At 50.0% G+C, this 22,292-nt stretch carries 13 protein-coding genes; 1 reads left to right on the forward strand and 12 read right to left on the reverse strand.

Annotated features, from left to right (window positions below):
* Positions 1-54 precede the first annotated feature (54 nt).
* Positions 55-4,230, forward strand: coding sequence for a PA14 domain-containing protein (locus GK091_RS21955; protein WP_164042004.1), 4,176 nt, complete (start codon positions 55-57; stop codon positions 4,228-4,230).
* Positions 4,231-4,354: 124 nt separating this feature from the next.
* On the opposite strand, the gene GK091_RS21960 is transcribed toward GK091_RS21955, so the two are convergent.
* The 12 genes from GK091_RS21960 to GK091_RS22015 all read right to left on the reverse strand — a co-directional run bounded on the left by GK091_RS21960 (position 4,355) and on the right by GK091_RS22015 (position 22,288).
* Positions 4,355-7,711: a right-handed parallel beta-helix repeat-containing protein gene (locus tag GK091_RS21960; protein WP_164042005.1), complete on the reverse strand. Its 3,357-nt coding sequence runs from the start codon at positions 7,709-7,711 to the stop codon at positions 4,355-4,357.
* A 789-nt stretch (positions 7,712-8,500) separates the two neighbouring features.
* A complete protein-coding gene (locus GK091_RS21965) occupies positions 8,501-8,980 on the reverse strand; it encodes a response regulator (RefSeq protein ID WP_164042006.1) in 480 nt (159 codons plus the stop codon).
* A 262-nt stretch (positions 8,981-9,242) separates the two neighbouring features.
* Positions 9,243-10,223: a hypothetical protein gene (locus GK091_RS21970; RefSeq protein ID WP_164042009.1), complete on the reverse strand. Its 981-nt coding sequence runs from the start codon at positions 10,221-10,223 to the stop codon at positions 9,243-9,245.
* Between the two features lie 82 nt (positions 10,224-10,305).
* Positions 10,306-12,012 carry an IPT/TIG domain-containing protein gene (locus GK091_RS21975; protein ID WP_164042011.1) on the reverse strand — a complete coding sequence of 569 codons (1,707 nt, stop codon included), beginning with the start codon at positions 12,010-12,012 and terminating at the stop codon, positions 10,306-10,308.
* A gap of 47 nt (positions 12,013-12,059) precedes the next feature.
* A complete protein-coding gene (locus tag GK091_RS21980; protein ID WP_246202355.1) occupies positions 12,060-13,589 on the reverse strand; it encodes a hypothetical protein in 1,530 nt (509 codons plus the stop codon).
* A 110-nt stretch (positions 13,590-13,699) separates the two neighbouring features.
* Positions 13,700-14,971 (reverse strand): glycosyltransferase, encoded by a 1,272-nt coding sequence (locus tag GK091_RS21985; RefSeq protein WP_164042015.1) that lies wholly within the window; start codon positions 14,969-14,971, stop codon positions 13,700-13,702.
* A gap of 58 nt (positions 14,972-15,029) precedes the next feature.
* Positions 15,030-16,736, reverse strand: a complete 1,707-nt coding sequence (locus GK091_RS21990; protein WP_164042018.1) for a GMC oxidoreductase — start codon at positions 16,734-16,736, stop codon at positions 15,030-15,032.
* Entirely contained in the window at positions 16,733-17,620 is an 888-nt protein-coding gene (locus GK091_RS21995; RefSeq protein WP_164042020.1) for an aldo/keto reductase, read from the reverse strand. The genes GK091_RS21990 and GK091_RS21995 overlap by 4 nt, the downstream gene beginning before the upstream one ends.
* Before the next feature lie 48 nt (positions 17,621-17,668).
* Positions 17,669-18,961 (reverse strand): glycosyltransferase family 4 protein, encoded by a 1,293-nt coding sequence (locus GK091_RS22000; protein WP_164042022.1) that lies wholly within the window; start codon positions 18,959-18,961, stop codon positions 17,669-17,671.
* 4 nt (positions 18,962-18,965) lie between these two features.
* On the reverse strand, positions 18,966-19,850 hold the full coding sequence (locus GK091_RS22005; protein WP_164042025.1) for a glycosyltransferase family 2 protein: 885 nt from the start codon (positions 19,848-19,850) through the stop codon (positions 18,966-18,968).
* Positions 19,847-21,100 (reverse strand): O-antigen ligase family protein, encoded by a 1,254-nt coding sequence (locus tag GK091_RS22010; protein WP_164042027.1) that lies wholly within the window; start codon positions 21,098-21,100, stop codon positions 19,847-19,849. The genes GK091_RS22005 and GK091_RS22010 overlap by 4 nt, the downstream gene beginning before the upstream one ends.
* Positions 21,101-21,136: 36 nt before the next feature.
* Entirely contained in the window at positions 21,137-22,288 is a 1,152-nt protein-coding gene (locus GK091_RS22015) for a glycosyltransferase family 4 protein (protein ID WP_164042028.1), read from the reverse strand.
* Between the last annotated feature and the right edge of the window lie 4 nt (positions 22,289-22,292).

Here is a 22,292-nt window from a genome sequence, read left to right on the forward strand (position 1 = left end):
TTTTATGAATAAAATAGCGTATTAGCATATTTTCTCAAACGTAACTTGGAAAACATGATCTATCCAACAACCACAACGCTAGTCCGATGTGGTTTATTTTTGATACTGGGTGCATTGACCCCGAACGTTTTAGCGCAAACAACGTATTATGTCGCTGCTAATGGCAATGACACCCAGGATGGACGCTCCAGCAACCATCCCTTCCAGAGCCTGGATAAGGTCAATACGATTGCGTTACAGCCTGGTGATCAGGTTCTTTTTCGTAGGGGTGATACCTTTCGGGGAAGTCTGCAACTTCGTCAGTCAGGCTCCGCCAATAACCCCATCGTCATTGATGCGTATGGTTCGGGGGCCAAACCTGTTATCAGTGGATCGCAGTCCGTAACGAACTGGTCCAATCTGGGAAATAATCGCTGGCAGGCGACCTGTTCATCCTGTGGGGACCGGGTAACGGGTTTGTACCGAGATAACTCGGCGTTGCCACTGGGGCGCTATCCTAACTTGAGCGATAGCAATAAAGGTTATCTGACGGTACAGTCGCATGGTGGTAAAACACAGCTCACCAGCCAGCAGGGGTTATCGACAAACTGGTCAGGGGGGGAGGCCGTTTTTCGCCCTGTGCAGTGGATATTGAATCGGGCCACCATTACTGGACAGAATGGTAATACGCTGACGCTGGACGGCAGTGGCACCTACGATATAGGGGACAACTGGGGTTACTTTATACAGAATCACCCGTCTACGCTCGACCAGACGGGTGAGTGGTATTATAACCCCGCCAATAAAACAATTCTGCTGTACGATAGTCAGGCAAACCCCAACAGCCAGACAATTGCCGCCACTGTCTCGGCCGAAGCGGTGAATTTATCGAACCTGTCTTACGTAACGGTTCGCAATCTACAGATCACTCAGGCCCTGTCCACCGATCTGCTGGTCAATAACGGATCGAACGTAGTGATTACTGGTAATGACATTACGCAGTCGGGAGAGGACGGTATACTGGTTCAGGGAAACGGCCAACAAGTTGTGTTGGAAAATAATTTGATCGACGATATCAATAACAACGGGGTTACCATTGGCACCTACCAGAATGTGACGTTCCGGGGTAACACCGTTCGGCGCATCGGTCTGATACCGGGTAGGGGTAAGAGTGGCGATGGAACGTACATAGGGTTCCGATCTTCGTCCAATGCGAACACGCTGATTGAGAACAACGTAATCGATAACATAGGCTACAATGCACTAAACTTCGCGACTAGTACCACCATCCAGCGGAATCAGATCAGTAACTTTTGTCTGACCAAGAGCGACGGAAGCGGAATCTATATCTGGAACGGCAACAAGGAACCACTTGGCGACATTCGTATCGCGTCCAATATTGTCTATAATGGCATCGGTGCTCCGGAAGGAACGCCAGGCGGAGCTTATTCTGGCGCGAATGGTATCTATCTCGACGATTGTACCACCAACATGGAGGTTACGAACAACACTGTGTACAACTGTAGAGGTCTTGGATACTACCTGCATGGATCGTCCAATATCAGATTGATCGGAAATACGGCCTACAATAATGGTGAAGGTCAGTTAGCGATTACGAGCGCAAATGGTTGTCAGCCCCGCAGCAATGTTATCCAGAATAATGTTTTCGTGAGTCGGCTGGCCAGTCAGTTCAATGTCAAATATGAATCTAACCAGAATGATCTGGGTAGTTTCGGCCAGTTTGACAATAATGTATACGCACGTCCCTTCAACGATACCTACGTAATCAGAGCCGTATATAACAACACGACCGGAGCTGACCTTTCACTGGCGCAATGGAAAAGCCAGTATGGTAAAGACCAATCAACGACCGGTAGCCCCATTACGTACGCGTCTGGCAATCCGGACGACTACATCCGATTTATCGTCAATCCAACAGGCAATGCCACTCAGACGTCACTGGATGGGACCTACCGGGATATGAAGAACAATGTGTATACCAATCAGGTGACCGTTGCTGCCTACTCCTCCATCGTGCTTCTGAAAGAACCGGCGGCTACGCCATTACGTACCCCCGAGAACCCGGCCAACACAACGGCTGGTCTGGATTACGCTTATTACGAAGGTAACTGGGGTAACCTGCCCGATTTTGGATCGCTGACTCCGATAAAAACCGGTGCCACCGCCACACCTACCGTTGCCCTGCGCAATCGGGAAGATAATTTCGGGCTGCGTTTTACGGGCTATATCAACGTGCCCACCGATGGTGTCTATACCTTCTATACCTCATCCGATGATGGCAGCAAACTCCTGATCGGCAGTACTGAAGTGGTCAACAACGACGGTGGCCACCCCGAACAGGAGCGATCGGGAACCATCGGCTTGAAGGCGGGCGTGCATGCCCTGAGCGTGCTGTACTTCGAGGGTAGCGCGGATCAGGCGCTGACCGTAAGCTACAGTGGGCCCAACATCGGCAAGCAGGTGATCCCGGCATCCTCGTACCTGCGCATCGCTACCAATACCCCGGTTCAGCCCCCCGCCAGTTCGTTGCGTGATCCGGAGAACCCGGCCAACACGACGGCTGGGCTGGATTATGCTTATTACGAAGGTAACTGGAGCAACTTGCCTAACTTCGGGTCGCTGACTCCGATCAAAACCGGTGCTACCGCCACACCTACCGTTGCCCTGCGCAATCGGGAAGATAATTTCGGGCTGCGTTTTACGGGTTATATCAACGTGCCCACCGATGGTGTCTATACCTTCTATACCTCATCGGATGACGGCAGCAAACTTTTGATCGGCAGTACTGAAGTGGTCAACAACGATGGTGGCCACCCCGAACAGGAGCGATCGGGAACCATCGGCTTGAAGGCGGGTGTGCATGCCCTGAGCGTGCTGTACTTCGAGGGCAGCGCGGATCAGGCGCTGACCGTGAGCTACAGCGGGCCCAACATCGGCAAGCAGGTGATCCCGGCATCCTCGTACCTGCGCATCGCTACCAATACCCCGGTTCAGCCCCCCGCCAGTTCGTTGCGTGATCCGGAGAACCCGGCCAACACGACGGCTGGGCTGGATTACGCTTATTACGAAGGTAACTGGAGCAACTTGCCTAACTTCGGGTCGCTGACTCCGATAAAAACCGGTGCTACCGCCATGCCTACCGTCGATCTGCGCAGCCGGGAAGATAACTTTGCGCTGCGTTTTACCGGTTATATCACTATTCCGACAGACGGCGTCTATACCTTCTATTCTTCATCGGATGACGGCAGCAAACTTTTGATCGGCAATACCGAAGTGGTCAACAACGATGGTGGCCACCCCGAACAGGAGCGATCGGGAACCATCGGCTTGAAGGCGGGCGTGCATGCCCTGAGCTTGCTGTACTTCGAGGGAACTGGTGGACAGGTATTGACCCTTAGTTATAGTGGACCTAATATGGGTAAGCAGGTGATTCCCACTGCCTCGTACCTGCGCGTTTCCACTAACACAACCGTGCAGCCTCCGGTAGTGGTTGGAGGAACAGGCAGTGGCCTTCGTGCTGAATACTTTAACAATAAAGACCTGAATGCACCTATTGTGCTGAGCCGCGTAGATGCCAATGTCAATTTTGACTGGGGTGATGGCTCTCCGGCTAGTAATATCGCCGTCGATAACTTCTCGGCTCGCTGGACGGGTCAGGTCGAAGCACCGGTAAGTGGAAATTATACTTTCACTACGGCATCTGATGATGGTATACGGCTGTGGGTGAACGGTAATTTGGTAATTGATAACTGGACAGGACATCCGCTCACCATCAATAACACGCAATCGATAGCATTAACGGCAGGCCAGAAATATGATATACGACTGGAGTATTTCGAAGGACCAGGTGGAGCGGTGGCTAAGTTGTTATGGACCTATCCGGGGCAGAGCCAGCAGGTAATCCCGCAGATTCGGTTGTATCCGGCGGGAGGGAGCGGTCGGCTGGGAGCGATTGCCAGCCAGGAGACAACCACTGAAGAACTGGTCGTAGTCTATCCGATTCCGGCTCGGGACGAGGTTCGGGTTCGTTATAAAGCTGTGGGGGCTGGCACTGTCAACGTACAGCTAGTAAGCGAGTCTGGACACACAGTGCTGGAGTCAACCGAATCAGTAGCGGAGGGGACAAATGAGCTTCGTATGGGGGTGAGCACTTTACCCCGTGGCTTGTATGTGCTGAGTGTAATCGAGAATCATAAGCGATTGAGCCGCAAGATCATACTGGCCGATTAAATACTCTTCCAGCCTGACCTTGCCAGTAAGGTCAGGCTGGAAGAACATGCAGTGCTGAAATTGATTAGTTACTACTGTCGTTCGATCCGATACCAGGATTTGCAGTTTGCTAAAACTACTGATTTCAGCGAACACGAACGTCGAGTTGCGCGGTATCATCTTCCCCGTTTACATACCCATTTCCTGGTACTGAGTCAGGGTCGTCAATGGATGCCGCGCTTATTTGCGCCTGATCGATCCATAGGCCAGTTGTTAGCACTCTGGCTTGAAAAGCAGTGCTTATCGTAACGCCCGCGCCGACAGTTGGCAATGTGGTACTCAGAAGCCGCCCATTGGCAGTCCAGTTAGGCGTCGCTACCAGATCAAGACCGTCGGGTAGCAGATTTTGTAGCTGAACCCCATTGGCCGAACTTCCGCCTGCATTCGTGACATACAACGTATACGTAATTACGTCGCCTACACTAGGTGCTCGATTCGTTACTTCCATTCGTAAGCTAAGGTCCGCCTGACTGGGATTGGGTACGGGTTGGTTGGAAAGAAGTGGTGGTAACGGGCGTTGCGTCGGATTCGGCGAGTCATACACGTTCATCGTTGATGTTCCGACACGCAAATCAACAATGGCCATATCGTCTTCGCCATCGGCTGTCCCTGAATTTGGACTACTGTCGGGGTCAGGAGATGTGGCCGTAGTTAGTTGAGCGGCCAAGCGAAACAGACCGGGAGCGGTTGGTTTGACCGCAAACGTGAACGTGGTATCAGCCGAAGGAGCTAACTGGTTCAAGGTACCGGTCAAGACGTTGTCGCTGTAGGGGCCAACTCCTATGTTAACAAATTCACTATTGGCAGGCAACCGGACCGTCCAACGAGCCAACGAAGCGGGCGTATCGCCCTGGTTGCTGATACGCACCTGAAACGTAGCGGAATCACCAACGCTTATAAAACGCTTGTCACTCTGGAACGAAAGACTCAAATCGGCGGGGCGTGTCGGCAACGTATCTTTAAATAGTACAACCGACGTGAACGGCTTGAGAATCAAGGAAGAAGTATAAAGCTGATTTTTCACATCCCGGTATCGATCTGTAAGGATGATTGTGCTGTCTTTCAGTGTCGGATTGTAGAACAGCTTGATGAAGTCGTTCGGGTTGTTTCGTATAGAAGCATCTTCCTGTAAGCGAACATTGTCAAGCCAGAATGTTGGTTCCTGCCCGTCAATCTGAAACATAATGACAGGATCAACACCGTTATCTAATGCAGTAAAAGGTAACTCATAACTTTTACGGGTGGGACTCATGGCTATTGTATACCGCTTGGTATATTCCTGAAAAGGAGGCCCATATTGTCGCAGATAAACGAGTAAATTGGCATTAGCAGTCGAAAGGGCATCAAAGCGAAGCACATAGGCTTTCTCCCTTGTAAGAGTGCTAATGCGTTTGACAATCTGTGCGTACGTGTTACTCTGGCCAGAGAGAGAAGGGAAGTCAACTCGGAGGCTACCACCATCAAGTTTGTTAGTGTTATCTTGTGAAACTACGGCATTGTTATAGCGGCTGTATATAACAAACCAGTCATCGCTGCTTGTTTCGAAGGTGCTGTTGACGCGCGTAACACCGCCAGAACCCTCATTCTTATACTCACTATACGTAATGGGACTGCTTTTCGAATGAATATCGAGCCCTCCAGAAAAACTTCTCCAGTCTGGCAAAGAAAAATTATTTCCGTACGTTGAATTTATTACTCCCCGTATAGATTCTGCCTCGTTAAAAGGACGAGCATAGTAGTTCGAATCAATTAAACCATACTGGTTTAAATCATTTGCGTTCGATTCATATTGAGCGACTAGCTGACTAGGAAGTTTGCTCACAATGGTATTACGCGTTATCACATCGTTCCGAATTGGACACGCTCCTCCATTATGATATACAACTAATTGACAAGTGCTATTATCAAATAAGGTATTATCTGTAAACGTAATGTTGTTATTACCATGGAGAAAAACTCCCCATTGTGTATTTCCAAATATTGTGTTATTATTTATTTCAACATTTTCGACACAGTCATCAAGGAATATACCAATAGCGTAGTCTGACCAAGGTGTATTACCTCGTGGATTAGTGTATAATATATTAGAGTTCAAATGAATATTCGTCATGGAAGCTTTGCTGCCGTTCCAACAGTATAGTCCACCCCCGTCTATTTTAGAATAGCAATAGTTTGAGATTACATTACGCCGAATTGTTGTGTTATTCCAAAATGTAATACCGTTGTATCCGATACTATCAAGTCTGTTATTCTCAATCAAGACATTCTGATCAGCCTTTGACGTAATGCCATTGTACTGTCCGTCACCACTCTTGCCTCGACCGGGAACGTCACCAATATGACGAAACGTATTGCCTCTCAGCACGACGTTTTGATAAAAGTCGATCCAGGCACCATTGTTGTAAGCCGTAATGACTTTGTTATTTTCCAGTAGCAGATTTTTGCCCGATCCTAAGATAATGAGTCCGTCTTCACCTGTATTGATAGCATCAATGTTAGACAGCGTAAGATTAGATACATTCTGAGCGAGTAAACTGGTATTGAGCGTTTGCGTAATATATAAGTTGCGTATCGTCACGTATGATACATTTGCCAGATCAATACCCCGCCCATAGACAGTAGCCTGAATCGACTGATCATTCGGTTTATTTTGTTCGTCATAAATCAAAATATTTTTAGTGCTGGCATTGTAACACCACTCTCCATTCTTGTCTAAGGTTCCTGGATGATTTTGAAAAAAAACTTCTGAATTATCTCTGGGATAATAGCTTGAATTATTAAATAAATTGAAGGCATTACCGTACTGGTGGTCAACGACAGCGCGATCAATAATCCAGGCAGTTGGCCGCATAACTACTTCTGCGCCCTTCCAGTCAATGTCATTCGGAAGCTGTTCCTGAATGAAAATTTGATACTTTTCTGTATGTGCGTTTATTGTCAAATTTCCTTTATTGGGAGCATCTGTATTCGGATAACGGCCAAGTGGCAAGGAAATGTTATTTCGATATAATCCCGTTACAGCGGGGCCGCAGGAAGGACAATAGGCCTGCCAGACATTGCCACCGACCGATGACCAATTAGTGACAGGTACTGAACCCGATAGTATGGGTTTTTCTCCGTTACCATATGCATCGAAAACAATGGAACGGCTTGAGGATCCCGACTTTCGGATCAGTAGTGTTCCGCGAAAGGTATCTCCTCTGCGAAATAATACTGAATCACCTGGCTGTAAGTCTATTGAATTTACTTTTGATAAGCTCTGGAAAGGGGTACTAACTGTTTTTCCGTTGTTTGAATCGCTCCCGGCGTTTGACACATAATAATTACTTTGGCCTAAAACAGAAAGCTGGATAAGGAAAAAAATAGTTAGTAAGAAAGCGATGAAAGTAGTTCTACGTTTACAGAACGCGATAGCAACTTTATGGTAAATAGCAAAAGACATAGTGTGGCAGAAAAGAACTGTTTCGAATAAAAGCAATCAGGATAGAGTTGGTTTGCTCAATTGACATACCATATGTTAGTGGAAATATGCCGCTGAATTGGTAGGCGTAGCGTAATGATTTGAGCTTTTTTCAATGGCTAATTTTCATTTAGTAATCTTTGTCAATTAAATCGGAGCTTGATCGATAAAAAGACTCTTTTAATTTAATTGATCGTTCTGTTTGTGGATTAGGAAGAACCAGTAGTTTGTTATCTACAGTATTGATTATAAGTTAATACTGTTTATCTCTATAAAATTAGTAGATAAGATTGATTACAAACCAGTGTAGTGTTAATAAAGTCAAAATTAACAAATTTAATTAAAGAATAATGCAAAAAAAATAGTGATATATTGTTATAGGAAATTAGGAAACGGCCTCTTCAGTAGTTGTTTCGGAAGCAGGATTGCTCTGACGCAGAAAAATAGCTGCTGTGTTACTACGTATGAGAAAAAAAGGAGCGTCCAATTAGAAAAAAATCACTCTGCGAAGAATGATTTTTCCCCAGAATACATAGAGTAATGTTCTTGAAAAAGTAGAATCAACAATGTAGTGAAGAGATTCCTTCAGTAGAGCAAGAGAGTGGAACTATGATTTGATGAAATCAATACTTAATCAGACAGGCGATAAATGGATCTCATCCCCAAAACTAGTCTGCCGTCCAATCTAGGCCTAACAAGAGTTAATTGAGAAGCATAGGTCTGCCTGTCGCAGTATACAGTTCGCAAAATAAAAATTTCGTATACAGACGGTTACCGACTAGTTTGTAATATATGCAACGGTAACATAACGGATTCCCACCAATAACGGCGAAATGTGTAAAAACACGTTAGCCACTGGTGGTAAGTAATTGGTTTAATAATGTATGAGGCAATACTAAACGTATACGATTTCAGGACATCGCTATGATCCTGTGAATTACTCAATATAACAAGGGGTATCTGGCGATAAAGCGTATGGCTTTTTATTGAATCTAATAAGCCCCAACCCTCTTCTCGACTTGGCAGGTATAAATCCTGTAAGATCAGCCGTGGTAATTTTGCGTCGTCTGTTGAACAAGCTTCAAGGTATTTTAAAGCTTGGGTCGCATTATTAGTCCAAACTGGTTCTACTTCAGGAAAACATTGCGAAAGAGCCGAACGAATAATTAGCCATTGATCGGCATTATCCTCGATGATTAAAATAGGAATTCGATTTGCCTTTCGACGTTTTGGCGTAGTTAGTTTAGCCATCTATACGTTCAGGTTCGTTGACGAATTAATGAGTAAAAAAAGTTAGGCAAAGGGTAAACACTATATTAGCGATCTTCAACGTAAATAATTTACGAAAGCCAACTCAGAACCAGTAAATATACACACAGAATAATTAACAGAGAACATGACTAACCAATATAGATGAAATTATCGGCTTACATACATCTGTATGAGTAATTGGACAGGCAGCGAATAGGCTTTGAGTGCAGATATTTCGCCTATTCTATGTTTAATTATTTACTCATTGTTGCTGGACTTTCCGATTAAGCACCCGCTCTAACTCACTTTCCTCAGGGGAAGGGACCACAACTGGTTGTTGTCCAGATTGAGCGTTAGCCTGTCGATTGTCAGTTTGAAACGAGCTCTTAGGGGCAACCACCGCTTTCGCGGAGACAGGTGGTGTTACCGGACGTTCATCGCTCAGTGAGTCAAGCGACAAACGGTTGGTAGATCGCTTTTTTCTGGTTTGTTTTCGTGTCGACTGAGCCGTTCGCGTTTCCCCTGACTCTATAGTCGTGTACGCAGTCGTTTCGAGCGACTTTCTACTGGTCAACGGGCTGGTAACTGGTTGGTTACTTTCGGTGAGGGAGCGGTCTGGAGTAGTTGTCGGAGCGAGTTGACTGCGATAAAAGTAACTTACCAAGGCCAGACTGCCGATAATAACAGCGAACGCTATTCTTGCGCGCCAGCTACCTGAAAATACGCGACTTCCTTGACCTGTTTTGGTTATTCTGACCGGAAACTGGGGCGTGTATAATGCGGGTAAAAGACTCCAGCTGCTTCCTTTTAATGCTAATGTCCGGCTTTCGTAGGGAGTCTCAATAAATAGTTTGCCTTCGTGCAACCCCGTCTGGTTCGCGACGTAGCGGACATGCACATAGGTTCCGGTTAGGGACGGAGTGAACGTCAGGTCGGGCGAAAAACCAGGACGGTCGTCAGTGGCTACCTGAAACTGATCCGGCGCATCGGTTGAGAGTGTAACTGGCGTGTCGGCATGCTGCTGTGCAATGGTCAGTACAATGAAAGCGGGTCTGCCCGGCGAAGTTCTGGCAAAGGTCAGCATTGGATGACTGACCATCAATACCGGTTTGATTTCCGGAGAGGTGTTGGCTACTTGGGTAGAACGGTTCTGATCATTCCCAGGCACTGCCGTAAACCGGAACGATTTATTGCTAAAATCGTCGGCTGTAATCACACGTTGAAGGTCCTGTTGAAGCGGCATACTGTGTTCGTTTTAACGAACAACAAAAGAGTCTGACCTAAGGTTGCCGAATGCAAATAACCTTAGGTCAGACTCACTCCGCTTATCTATCGTAATCCGTGTTTTGGGGGAAGAAGTTCGTCCAGCCTGTAGTCCAGTCGTCCGTTCCAAAAGCACCACGGAAAGTTGTGGGTGTGAAAAAGGAATTAGCCAGTTTTCCACCCGTCACCGCTCCTGTCAGCAAGGACGATCCCGATTGGGGCAAAAAGCCAGGTGTCGTAGCATTGAAATTATTGAGTCTCAGTGCTGTCAGATCCGACGATTGAACGATCTGATTCGCCCGGCCGCTAGTGGTAAAATAGGTAGTCGTCAGATCACTGGTCAGTACGCCATTCCCGACAACTGGTGTCAGTACGTTCGCCAGGACAATACCCTGCAAATCGATCGTGTTGTTCGTCACGCCCGGAGTGGCACCTGTTGCACCCAGTGATACGCCTTCCGGATACCCATAGAGAAGCGAGTTATACACGGCGACCGCAGCGTTTCGGCGCAGGTACAGACCAGCCAGATAGGCCCCTGTGCCTTTAGCACTTTTATTGGTCGTGGGGGTGGTGCCGAACCCAAAGCTGCTCAGGTTAGCAAAAACGGGTGCCGTTTGCTGTAAGCCATTCGCCAGCACAACGGGCGTAACATCGGTCGTTGCGGTTGGGTCATAATTTTCCAGTTCCAGGCCGTTCGAACCCGATTGATCAGCCACGTCCGGATCGCGGACGGCTACGCCAAACTGTACGTTACCGACGTATCCCCAATCGGCGCTCCAGTCATCATCGAAACTACGGTAGGCAACCAGATTTTTCAGATTCGCTGTTCCGCCGAACCAGGCAAATGAATCGCTGCCACTATAGGACACCTGAACGTGATCGATTACGGTTGAGTTACCCACGCCATACAGCGATAAACCACTGAGTCTGGTTGCAGACCCGGTGGGTTGAGCGGCTCCTGCATACTCAATCCGCACGTAGCGCAGCGTACCGGAATTGTCATTGAACTCCGCGTACCGTTCTACCGTGCCACGAACGCCACCTGGAAGTGCGGCTGTGCTGGTCGTATTCATCGCTGCTTTCCCGATCAGTACCAGTCCGCCCCAGTCACCATAGGCACGTTGACCCGCTGCCTTGGCAGAGGTGAAAACGATAGGTTGGCTAGCCGTTCCCTGCGCTATGATTTTAGCCCTGCGCTCGATGATCAGCGTGCCGGCCATGTTCTTTTTGTCCGGGTCCTGATCCGGGGCGGCTCCTTTGATAACCGTTCCCGCTTCAATGGTCAGCGTAAAATCGGCAGGTATGTAAACCAGTCCCTTCAGCAGGTAAATCTTGTCTCGGGTCCAGTTCTGATTGGCGAATGTCGTCCCTGAAATCTCCACGACGGGTTTGAGGGGAGCGACGTAGACGGTAAACGTACTTTGACTTTGGGCCGTTTGGCCGCCGGCCGTAACCGAGACGGGGCCATTGGCCGCACCCGTGGGAACTACCACCACAATTTGTGTGTCCGTAACCGATACGATCGTAGCCACAACACCCCCGATGGTAACCGTGTTGCTGGTCGGGCTCGTGCCGAAGTTAGTCCCCCCGATGGCAATGGTACTGCCCACCGGAGCCGTAGCCGGACTGATACTGGTGATCGTTGTTACAGGCTGAGCCGGCGTTGGTGTTGGCGTAGGGTCGTCACCCCCTTTTTTACAACTAATGATGGCTGCCGTCAAGCTCATCAGCAGCAGCAGCACGGGCAACAGGTGTTTGAAACGTTTCATAAATTTAGCGATTTGATGTTCAGAAGTTAGTCGTTTAAAATCAGGGTTTAGGATTGGAATACGCATTCCAGAATGCGATGTCCTTCAATGTTAATGGGCAATTGTCGGACAACACGTACCTGACCGTTTTCGATAAAATGTTCGATCTGGTAATTGCTGCTTTCGTCGATGACGTAGAAATGGGGCACCGAAGTCCGGTTGAATCCCTGCGACGGCAGGATGTTGCCTACGCCATATTTTTCCCGAACCGACTTCAGTATTTTGTGATGTACGGTCGCGTTAAGAATGTTGCCCTCCTGAGACGCTGTTTTCCAGTCGAGGAGATACCGAATCTGGGGCGTTTGATGATGAAACCAGATAGGTAGAAAGTAATCTGCCGTTTCGACGAAGACAGGATACTGTTTGTCCAACTGTGGCAGATAGCTCAGCACCCCGCTCGGAAAAATGGCCGTTTTACGATTCTGATAAAACATAAACACCGCCAGCAACGCCATATACACCGGCAGTAATTTGACGCTCAGCGTGAACTGGCGTACACGCGCTGGTAAACGGGGCGCAAAAAAGTAGAACGCATACAAAAGTTGATAGATCAGCAGGAGGTGCCCCGGCCAGAGGTAGCGACTGATAAAAACGGATGTATGAACCAACGTAACGGCCAGTGCGATCAAAATCGGGACGATGTATAGAAATCCCGACAGTACGTAGAAGGTAAACGCTCGGTCATGTATAACCTGTTCATAACCAGCTCTCAACCGGGGTAGGGCGATGTAAAGCCATAAGCCTGCAATGAGTAAAAAGCGCAGGATGGAAATCACCGGTATCCGGCGTTCCAGTGTTGACGAAACGGTTGGCGCCAGTTCACCCACGGTGGCGAAAAACGACAGGAATGTTGGCAACGGAATCCAGGAGTGTGGTTTTCCCGCTTCGGTCTGAATGGCAAAGCTTGGATACCAGACTAGTAACCATATCAGGGCAATTAACCCGTGAGCGCCCAGCACCCACCAATACTTTCGGTTCTTCGACCAGAGTAGCAACCCGGCAACGAAAGCACCCGAAGAGGCAGCGTAGAACAACCCAAAATTGTGAGTGAACACTAGCAGTATACCCAACAACACAAAGCCGATCAACCACTTGGTCTGACTCGGCGATTGCATAAGCCGGTGCAGAACCATGAAATAGCCGAGGCTGATCAGCAGAAAGAGCGAATAACCCCGAATCTGCGTCGAGAGGGTCAGGTTCAGGTACGTGAAGGCAACAATGAGCGTAATGAAAACAAAATTCGTGATTGGTTTGCCAATCAGGGTCGACGTATTGCGGTAGAACAGGGCAATTGTACCGGCGAAAATAACGACGGAAACGGCCCGTAAAAATTGCGGGTTCATACTGATCGTATGACCAATGAACCAATAGAGGTTGACAAACAGGGGCGGATTTGCATCCATACCACTCACGACCGCATCGTTCAGGTGCGCTACGGACGGATCAGAAACAAGCAGGTAGCTCAGTACTTCGTCCATCCACAGCCACGATTCCTTGAAAAATAACGACGCAATGATGCTTCCGGACAGAAGTATCATCAGGGTCACGCTGAGCACTATGATTTGTTTTTTCTGTTGTCCCATTCCCGCAATTTTTTGGTACTCCTCGTATGTGTCAAAAGGGACAGGTGCAGCTGACCCGCCTTTTGTTACCATTCTTCAATCGGGCTGGTCGCGTCAGCCCGGTCAACGTTCGGCTTAGCCAGTGACTGGTAGTATTTCTGAACCAGACGGCTTATTTTCAACTCCCACCGCTGATTTTGAGCGAACCGAAAGGCGTTTTGGCCCATGTCAATTCGTTTGGCTTCGTTGTGGTACATCCATTCGATGGCTTCTGCCAGACCAGTTGCAACGGTTTCTGGCTCCGTTACCGGAACCCGGATTCCGGTCGATTGATCGACCAGTTCGGCCTGACCGTGCAGATGGAGTGTAACCACCGGCAGCGAGTAGGCCATTGCTTCCATGAGCTGAGCCGGACCCGTGTCGCGCAAGCTGGTGAACAGGAACACATCCGCCTGTCGGTAGTAGTGTTTGACCTGTTCGTAATTGACCTGGCCAACCCATGTAACCCGGTTCTCCAACTTGTAATGGGCAATGTACTCGGGTACATATTGGCCCATCTCCCCGTCGCCAACGATGGTTAGGTGGACAGGTATGTTGGGGTCTACTTTGCTGAGTCCATGCAGCGAAAGCTCCAGCGCTTTGCGGGGCATCAGCCGTCCGACCCACACGAGTTGCAGGGTGTTGTGGGCGGTACGGTGGATTGGCTCCGCCGGAACAAAATACTGCCCAACCCCACCGAATGCATTCTCAACACCTTCTGTCCGACCAAGGGCACGCACCATCTGGCGGGTATCTTCATTCCAGGTCAGTACATAGTTGGCGTGTCGTATCGACTCGTAGCAACCAGGGTTGAACCGGAGCATGAGCGAACTCACAATCGACCGCATCTTTTCCTTCACCCAATATTGTTTGAAGTAACCCCGCATGGAATCAGGGGCTTCCTGCCCACCACCAACGGGACCGTAAATGAAGGGGCGCTTCAGTTTATAGAGAAAACTACCCAGTTGAAGACTGGTGTAGCTAACGTGGTGTATGATGTCGAATGCGTGTTTTTTATCAAGACGCATCGCTACTTTCATCGCGGCCCATTGCCAGTAGAGGTAGTGAAAATACAGGCCAATCAGTCCTTTGGTGTAGGCTTTATCGACCCACTTAGGCACGGTAACGAAGGCAAAGGTGAGGTTTGGATGCGGAAACTCCCGAAGCTTTTGCTCAATGCTCGCTTTGCCAACGTCGCGGGTCAGGCAATAGACTTCATAGCCCTGCTGGCTAATGAGTGACGAATAGTACCAACCGTTTCCTTCCTCTGACCCCCGATCCGGGATGCAGGCATATGCTGAGACTAATACTTTTTTCATAACGAGGGTAGGGAGATCCAGATTTTTGGCTATAATCTGGTTAAGCTAAACACAAGCGTTAAGCTCGTTCATTTATGGCCAGTTCAGGCGTTGGTTTACGGTCGATCCGGGATTTCAGGTGATCGGCCAGAAGCAGCGCGTGAGCAACAATGGTGAACGTCGGATTGGCGTGACCACCCGTAGGAAACACCGAAGCCCCCGCTACATACAGGTTTGATAGACCATAAACCTTAGCATTGCGGTCAACGACACCCGTTTCCGGATCGTCGGACATGCGGGTCGTGCCAATGTGGTGCGCTCCTGAATTGAACGTGCGCAACGATTTGGTAAGATAGTCCCGTAAACCTTCTTCTGAATACAGCACTTCACCGAGATTCTTCTGCCTGAAATTGTCGATAAACAGCGTATGGGCCGCAACGACCGACTCGACATCCGCTTCCAGAAAAGCAATGCTGACCTCGGCCCTTGGAACACCAAATGCATCTTTTTCCGTCGCGGACAGGTATACCCGGCTGTCCCGATTAGGAGCCTGCTCGGTTTGGAAATACAGCCCCCAGTATTTTGAATTCTTTGCCGGGAGAATATAAGGAAGCCGACGCTTGGCCATGCGTTTCAGACTCAGCCGAATCAGGTCGGGCAGTTGAGACAGGCCGTTCGTCGCAATGTTGACGGCATGCTCTTTGATCGATGGTAACACCTGCTTTGCCTTACTGAAAATAGCTCGGGCCGATCGCTGACTGGCAATCGACAACAAGCCTTTGACGACGTAGCGTGATGAAAACAAGACATCTCTATGTCCTTCAATACTATTGGATAAGTAGAGAAAAAAGATCGAATTCAACAGTTTGTGAGCTTCCTGGGCTTTCTCGGGTATCCACCACCGCCGACGGCAGTAAACACCTTCGGCATCACGCTCAAAATCAGACAAGAACGTTTCTCGGTTGGCCGGATCGACTTCAGCGTAAACGCCTTTCAAATGCGCCATGTAATACCGGCCAACGTTGTCGTGCTGATTGCCCAGCCCGGTTGGGAACTGCGCACTGGTCGACGCCAGCAGGAGTCGTGGGTTCTCAATGCCGCCCGCTGCCAGCACGAAGGTGTTGGCCTGGATGGAAATTGGCGATCCGCCCATTGACACATCCGCCGTCGATACTTGGTCGCTGCCATCCAGTGTATTCAGCCTGATCACCTGCGCGTCAAGCAGCACCTGAATCGTTTTGCTGCGTTCCAGTTCTGACCGGTACGTTTTGGCAAAGTTGACGGGCGGACTCCAGCGCTCAAGCGGAGAGGAGATGAATTCTTCCGAATCCAGTCCCGGAATGATTTCACGCGGATTCGCCGGGAAAGCCGTATGTGCGTCGAAGTCGTAATCGCCGATCTGACAGAGTTCGGCGGCTTGTTTATAGTACGGGTCCAGTGTCTCGAACGAAAAAGGCCAGCCACTATCGGGCACCCACGACCGTTTTTTGAAGTCGATCGGTTCAAACGGGATGCACCGACCACCCCAGGCTGCCGATGTGCCACCAAACTGCCGACGGCGGTTTTCTTCGAGTGGCTCGTGCGATCCTGCCTGCGACACAACACCCCGGTTCAGATCCTGATTGCCCACCGTCTCGGACCAGCCACCCCCCGACACAACAATAATGTTGCACGGGGAAGAAGACAAACTGAGTGCCATTGAGATAGCCGCCGGACCACTGCCAATAATGCAGATGTCGGTCGTCAATACCTGTCCCGGTTGATAGTTGTTCTTCGTGACGATCATGCGAGTAGTTTGTTGATGATGGGAAGGTGTTTCGCCAGCGGTTTCGTGTAATGCAGCGCACCCATATTGTGCTCCAAGTGAGCCAGATCACTTGTTCCAAAGAGCGCTACGTTAATGTTTTTGTCAACCAGCACAGCGGCAATCAGTAGTTGAGCCAGCGAAATGTCAGCCAGCCCCTCTAACCGCCGAATTTCGTCAGCCTTCAGTTCGAACTTGCTTTGCAGCGATTTATAAGGCCGCAGCACCTGATTGGCCAGCACCGGAACGTGGTTGGCCTGGCAGAGCTTGATGATCTCGTCTGATTCGGTGCCGGTCCAGCAGGCCGACGTTTGCACGAACTGAACCTGTCCGCTCCGAATCCCTTCCTCGACTACCCGATAATCGCTGGTCGAAACGCCGGTATACCGGGCCAGTCCCTGCTGACGGATTTTCTGTAAGCCATCCCACGAATCGGCGTCGGCCAGATCCGTCCAGACCGGCTCGTGGAGCAGGAAACCGTCAGCCGCGTCAACGCCCAATCGTCGGTTACTTTTTTGGAGACTATCGATCAGGTAAGCCGCTGTATAATTCTTTTTCGATCCTGTTTTCTGCTTTACTTTCTTTGCAAGCTGATTCAGGGGCGAGAGCCAGCCCGGTGCGTGAACACACGGTAAACCCGCCTTGGTAACAACGAAGAACGGTGCACCGCTGGCCTTCATCCCTTTGCGAATAAGCCGCTCAGCATCACCGGAACCGTAGTAGTTAGACGTGTCGATCAGGTTCAGGTGATGCGAAGAGGCTACCTTCAGAAAATCACTGAACGATTCCGGCGACAACCGGCTGCCGAGTGATCCCACCCGGCTGGTGCCAATACCAAGTTGCGAAAGTTGATCCAGCGTAATCATAGGGAAATCGTTCGTGATGAGTAAAATCTGATCCGGTTAAGGGTATGTTCAATGGTTCGTTTTGGGCATGACAGCTGGTTCACTGACCAGTTCTGTCGGCAATAGGGGGGGATATAGCTCGTCGATGAACGTTCTGATTTTTGTCTCCCACAGTTGCGATTTGGCAAATGCGTAACCCGCCCGGCCCATTGCCAGCCGCTCGTCGGGGTGCGCATACATCCACTCGATAGCGCGGGCCAGATCAGCAACCACCTGCTCCGGCGTCGTTACCGAAACCCGGATTCCCGTTTTCTCATCGACCAGTTCCGCCTGGCCGTGCAGGTTTAACGTGACGACCGGCAGCGAATACGCCATCGCTTCCAGCAACTGGTGCGGGCACGAATCGCGCAGGCTCGTAAAGAAAAACACGTCCGATTTCCGGTAGAAATCCCGTACGGTATCGTAGCTGACGTGACCTGCCCAGTTAATCCGGTCGGCTACGCCATACTGCTCGATGTAACGGGGAACGTCCTCCGCCATCTCGCCTTTACCACCCACAATGGTCAGCGTGATGGGGAGTGATGGGTCGACTTTACTCAATGCCTGGATGGTTAATTCCAACGCTTTCCGGGGTAGTAAACGACCCACCCACAGTAAATTCAATGGTCCACCCGTCATGGAGTCGTTTCCTCGACGGTCAACTGGTTCGTTGGGTAGAAATGAGGTGCTAAGACCGGCATCCCAGATTCGGCTGAGGGGTTTCGTCGGACGTAGTTTTCGCACCAGCCGGAAGGTATCCTGATTGGTTACCACGACCTGATCCGCCACCCGTAGCGTCCGAAAATAGGCAGGATTGACGTATTGCAATACGGTTCCGACCATATCCCGCATCCATTCCCGGCTCCAGTATTTACCGAAATAGTGCTTGAATGCTTTGGGTGCTCGCTGGCCACCACCCACGGGTCCGAACACGAACGGTTTTTTCAACCGGTACATAAAACTGCCCAGTTGTACACTCCCGTAGGTTACATGATGCACCAGGTCGAATGTATGCTGCCGGTCGAGCTGCATGCCCATGTTAGATGCCGTCCACTGCCAGTACAAGTAGTGAAAATACATGCCGATCAGGCCCTTTTTCAGGAACGCATCGACCCAGGCAGGAACGGTCACATAATGAACCGTCAGGTTCGGAAAATAGCCGTCTGCCAAAATCGGATCGATACCGTCGCGCCCATCTTTTAGGGTCAGGCAATGTACTTCCAATCCATTCTGGCTGAGTGTCGTGGCATACGTCCAGCCTGTGGCTTGTTCTGATCCGTGATTCGGAATGCAGGCATACGCCGATAACAGCATTTTTTTCATGGTGCTACAGCGGTTTCATGATTCTGACCTTTCTCAACAAAAAACCTGTACAGATGCGTCCGATGTCGCACAGAAAGTAAATGACCTTCGTTTTGGAATGCGCGATGGCGAAGTTGTAGCGTACTTTCAGGTACGTCGGCGACTTGATCGACGTAAAGCCTTTGAGGAATTCGCGCAGACTCACCTGACGCTCAACCTGAATGCCCGTGGCTTCGGTATACTCGTACACCAGACTTGCCACGTTGACGATCAGCCGATAACCGGCTTTACGCGCCCGTACCGAAAACTCGATGTCGGACATGTAGTGGATGTAATTCTTCGAGTCATATAGTCCGACTGCTTCGAATACCTCCATCGGAATCAGCGTTCCCCGGCCCGGCAGCGACTGCGACTCCACGTAAGTTACCTTACTAACCAGTTCCCGGTAGTTGTAGTGATAATCTTCGGCCAGGTGGCGTCCACCGGCTGTGTATAGTTCGAAAGATGCCCCGGCGTATTCGAGCTTTTCGGGGTTGTTGCTATCGACACTAACCGAGCCAATCAGACAGGGTTTATGTTTGCGATAGGCATCCAGCATGGTTTGCAGATACGCCGGTTCGACACGGGTGTCATCGTTGAGCGTCAGCACGAAATTCTCCTGCCGTTTGTCCAGGTTTTGCTGCGCATACCGAACCCCCCAGTTTGTGGCTTCTGTCCACCACAGGTTACCGTCGCCCGTGAGGACAACGGCGTCCGGGTATTCTTCCCGAATCATTGCCGCGGTGCCATCCGTTGAGCCATCGTCAACGACGATGATCTTGAAATTACGGTACGTCTGAACAGATAGACACGCCAAACATTGACGGGTATATTCCTTTCGGTTATGAACAGGTATAACAATGTTAATCATACTGAGAGTTGAGTACTAGTGGATTCGTGTGAAGAGCTATAGTCGTCTTCTTCGTCTGGTTCATCGGAATACGGAACTGGCTGCCGGTTGAGGCCGTAGAACATACCCAAACCGACGAAGCCCCAGTAAAATACCGGGAGTTGGTAGGAAATACCGAACAGCAGACCACTGGTGATAAAGCCAAACAGAACCGCCTGTTCAGTCGATAGCGTCCGGTTGCGGAAATAAATGACACCCATTGTGCCGAGTATAATAAGTAGGTTGATCGCCAGCCCAACGGCTCCATAATTGTAGAGCATATCGACATACTGCGAGTGAATGATCGTGCCTTTTTCGGGGAAGTCCTCATTCTCCATAATTTCGCCCCGGTCGTAGCCTTCATAGCGCCAGCCGAGCAACGGACGATCGCCGATCTTATCCCAGTAATACGTGATCTGTTCCAGCCGCCAGCTACCCGTGTTATCCTCAGCGGGTGAGAAAATGCCCGCGATCTGTTCCATAAATCCGTCGGCCTTGATCGTGGCCAGAATGCCCAGAAAGGGAAGTGCCGCGATCAGAGCCAGGGCGAAGAAGCCCAGTGTGCGACCGATATTCAGCGAACCACTACTGATCTTGCCCAGTCCGGCCATCATGAGAATCACCGCGCCCGCTACGCCCGCCGAGGACATAACCGACCGGTGGAGCAGGAACACGATCAATCCGAAAACGGCCAGCGATTTTACCAGATCGATGATTCGCTTTTCCTGCGCATAGATGACCATGTAGTACAGGAACGGAATAATCAGGTAGAAGGATTCCGGAGCCGTGGTAGTCCGGGTTTCCGAGGTTATCGCGTAGCTGAAGATCTGACCCAACAGCAGCTGGTTGACTATATACAACCCGAAGATGATATGAACCGCATATTGTATTTTTAATACGCCCGCCCGGCTTGCCACATAGCAGGCACTAAGCGCCAGGCCACAATAGGCGAAACGTTTGATGACGAAGAATGAATATACATACTGGTTATACTCGTATTTAGATTCGAGCACCAGGAGAATAACGCCCAGAAACAGCAGCCAGGCCGCCACTTTATAGATAGCTGGCTGGTCGATATAGAACAGGACCAGCGTCACTATACCCAGAAAAGCCAGGCCGCTCACCGCCTTATCCAGGATCGGATTGAGCGAATTGCCACCATACGTCAGCGCGTTGACGCCGAACAGCAGGGCATACAGGGCAATTCTATAAAGTACGATTTTTAGTGGCATAAGCGCATGTCGGTAGTGATGCGTGATTGACTTCCGTTACGGATTGGTCAGCACCTCACGGTAAATGTTCTCGGTAATGCTCGTGATCTGCTGTTGATCGAATCGCTGAAGTGACACCTTCCGGGCCTCTTCGGTCAACGATTCGCGCAATAGTTCGTCGTTCCACAGGCTGTCAACAGCCTCCACCATGTCGGCTACCTTCATGGAGGTCAGCAGGCCCGTCTTGTGCGACTCAACCAGTGAGGCTACGCCCCCCACATCCGAGGCTACCACCGGCAGACCAGCCAGCTGAGCTTCGCAAACACTGTTGGGGCTATTGTCGATATAGGAGGGATGCAGCAGACAAAACGCGTCATGGTAGGTTTCCCACAATTGAGCCGCCGACAGCATACCCCGATGTTCGATATCTTCGGCGCGTACGTTCTTCAGCCCCAACGCCGTTACCATTTCCAGCAAATCTTCTTTACGACCCGAACCGGTAACGATAAACCGGATGGGCAGGGTTTTCCGCAGCTGATCCACGGTTTGGAGCGCTTCGCGAATACCCTTGATGTAGTTGATCCCACCCACGAACAGGACCGCATTGCGCTCCGACGTTGATGATTTCATCGCCGTGTAAAACTCCGGGCGAATCATTTCCCAGTTGTGGTGAACGATCGCCTTCGGATGCAGATTACGGATAATGGATTTGTCCCAGTGGGTCCGGCAGATAAAGTGCTTGACGCTCGACATGTAGCGTTTCTCGTAATAGCCAGCTACTAACCACGACAGGTGCCGATACTCAGGCCGTTTCGACAGGTGCCGGTAATATTCCGTTACGAACCCCTGCGCCGATAACACCTTTGGCAGATCGATTGCGCTACCCATAACATGGTACTGCTGCTCGGCTCCGTGGATGTGCATCAGATCGTATTGACCAGCTATGTCGCGCAGGTAGTTCTGAACCCGCTTGATCCGGCCCGTGTAGCCGCGCAACAGATCCCATTTATCGTCGGGGACTTTCAGAAACGTATAGTTGATGCCATCCTGCACCGTTTCTTCATCGCGGTCGATGAATGGGTTGTAGCTCACAACCTTCAGGTTTACATCACCTTTTTCCAGCAGACGCTGGGCTAAAGCCGTCACCCAGGGCATTGGGTGTTTCGCCTTCGACGAGTGTGATGTAGGAGCAAGCCAGAGAACATTCATGTGA

The organism is Spirosoma agri (assembly GCF_010747415.1).
Taxonomy (GTDB): Bacteria; Bacteroidota; Bacteroidia; order Cytophagales; family Spirosomataceae; genus Spirosoma; species Spirosoma agri.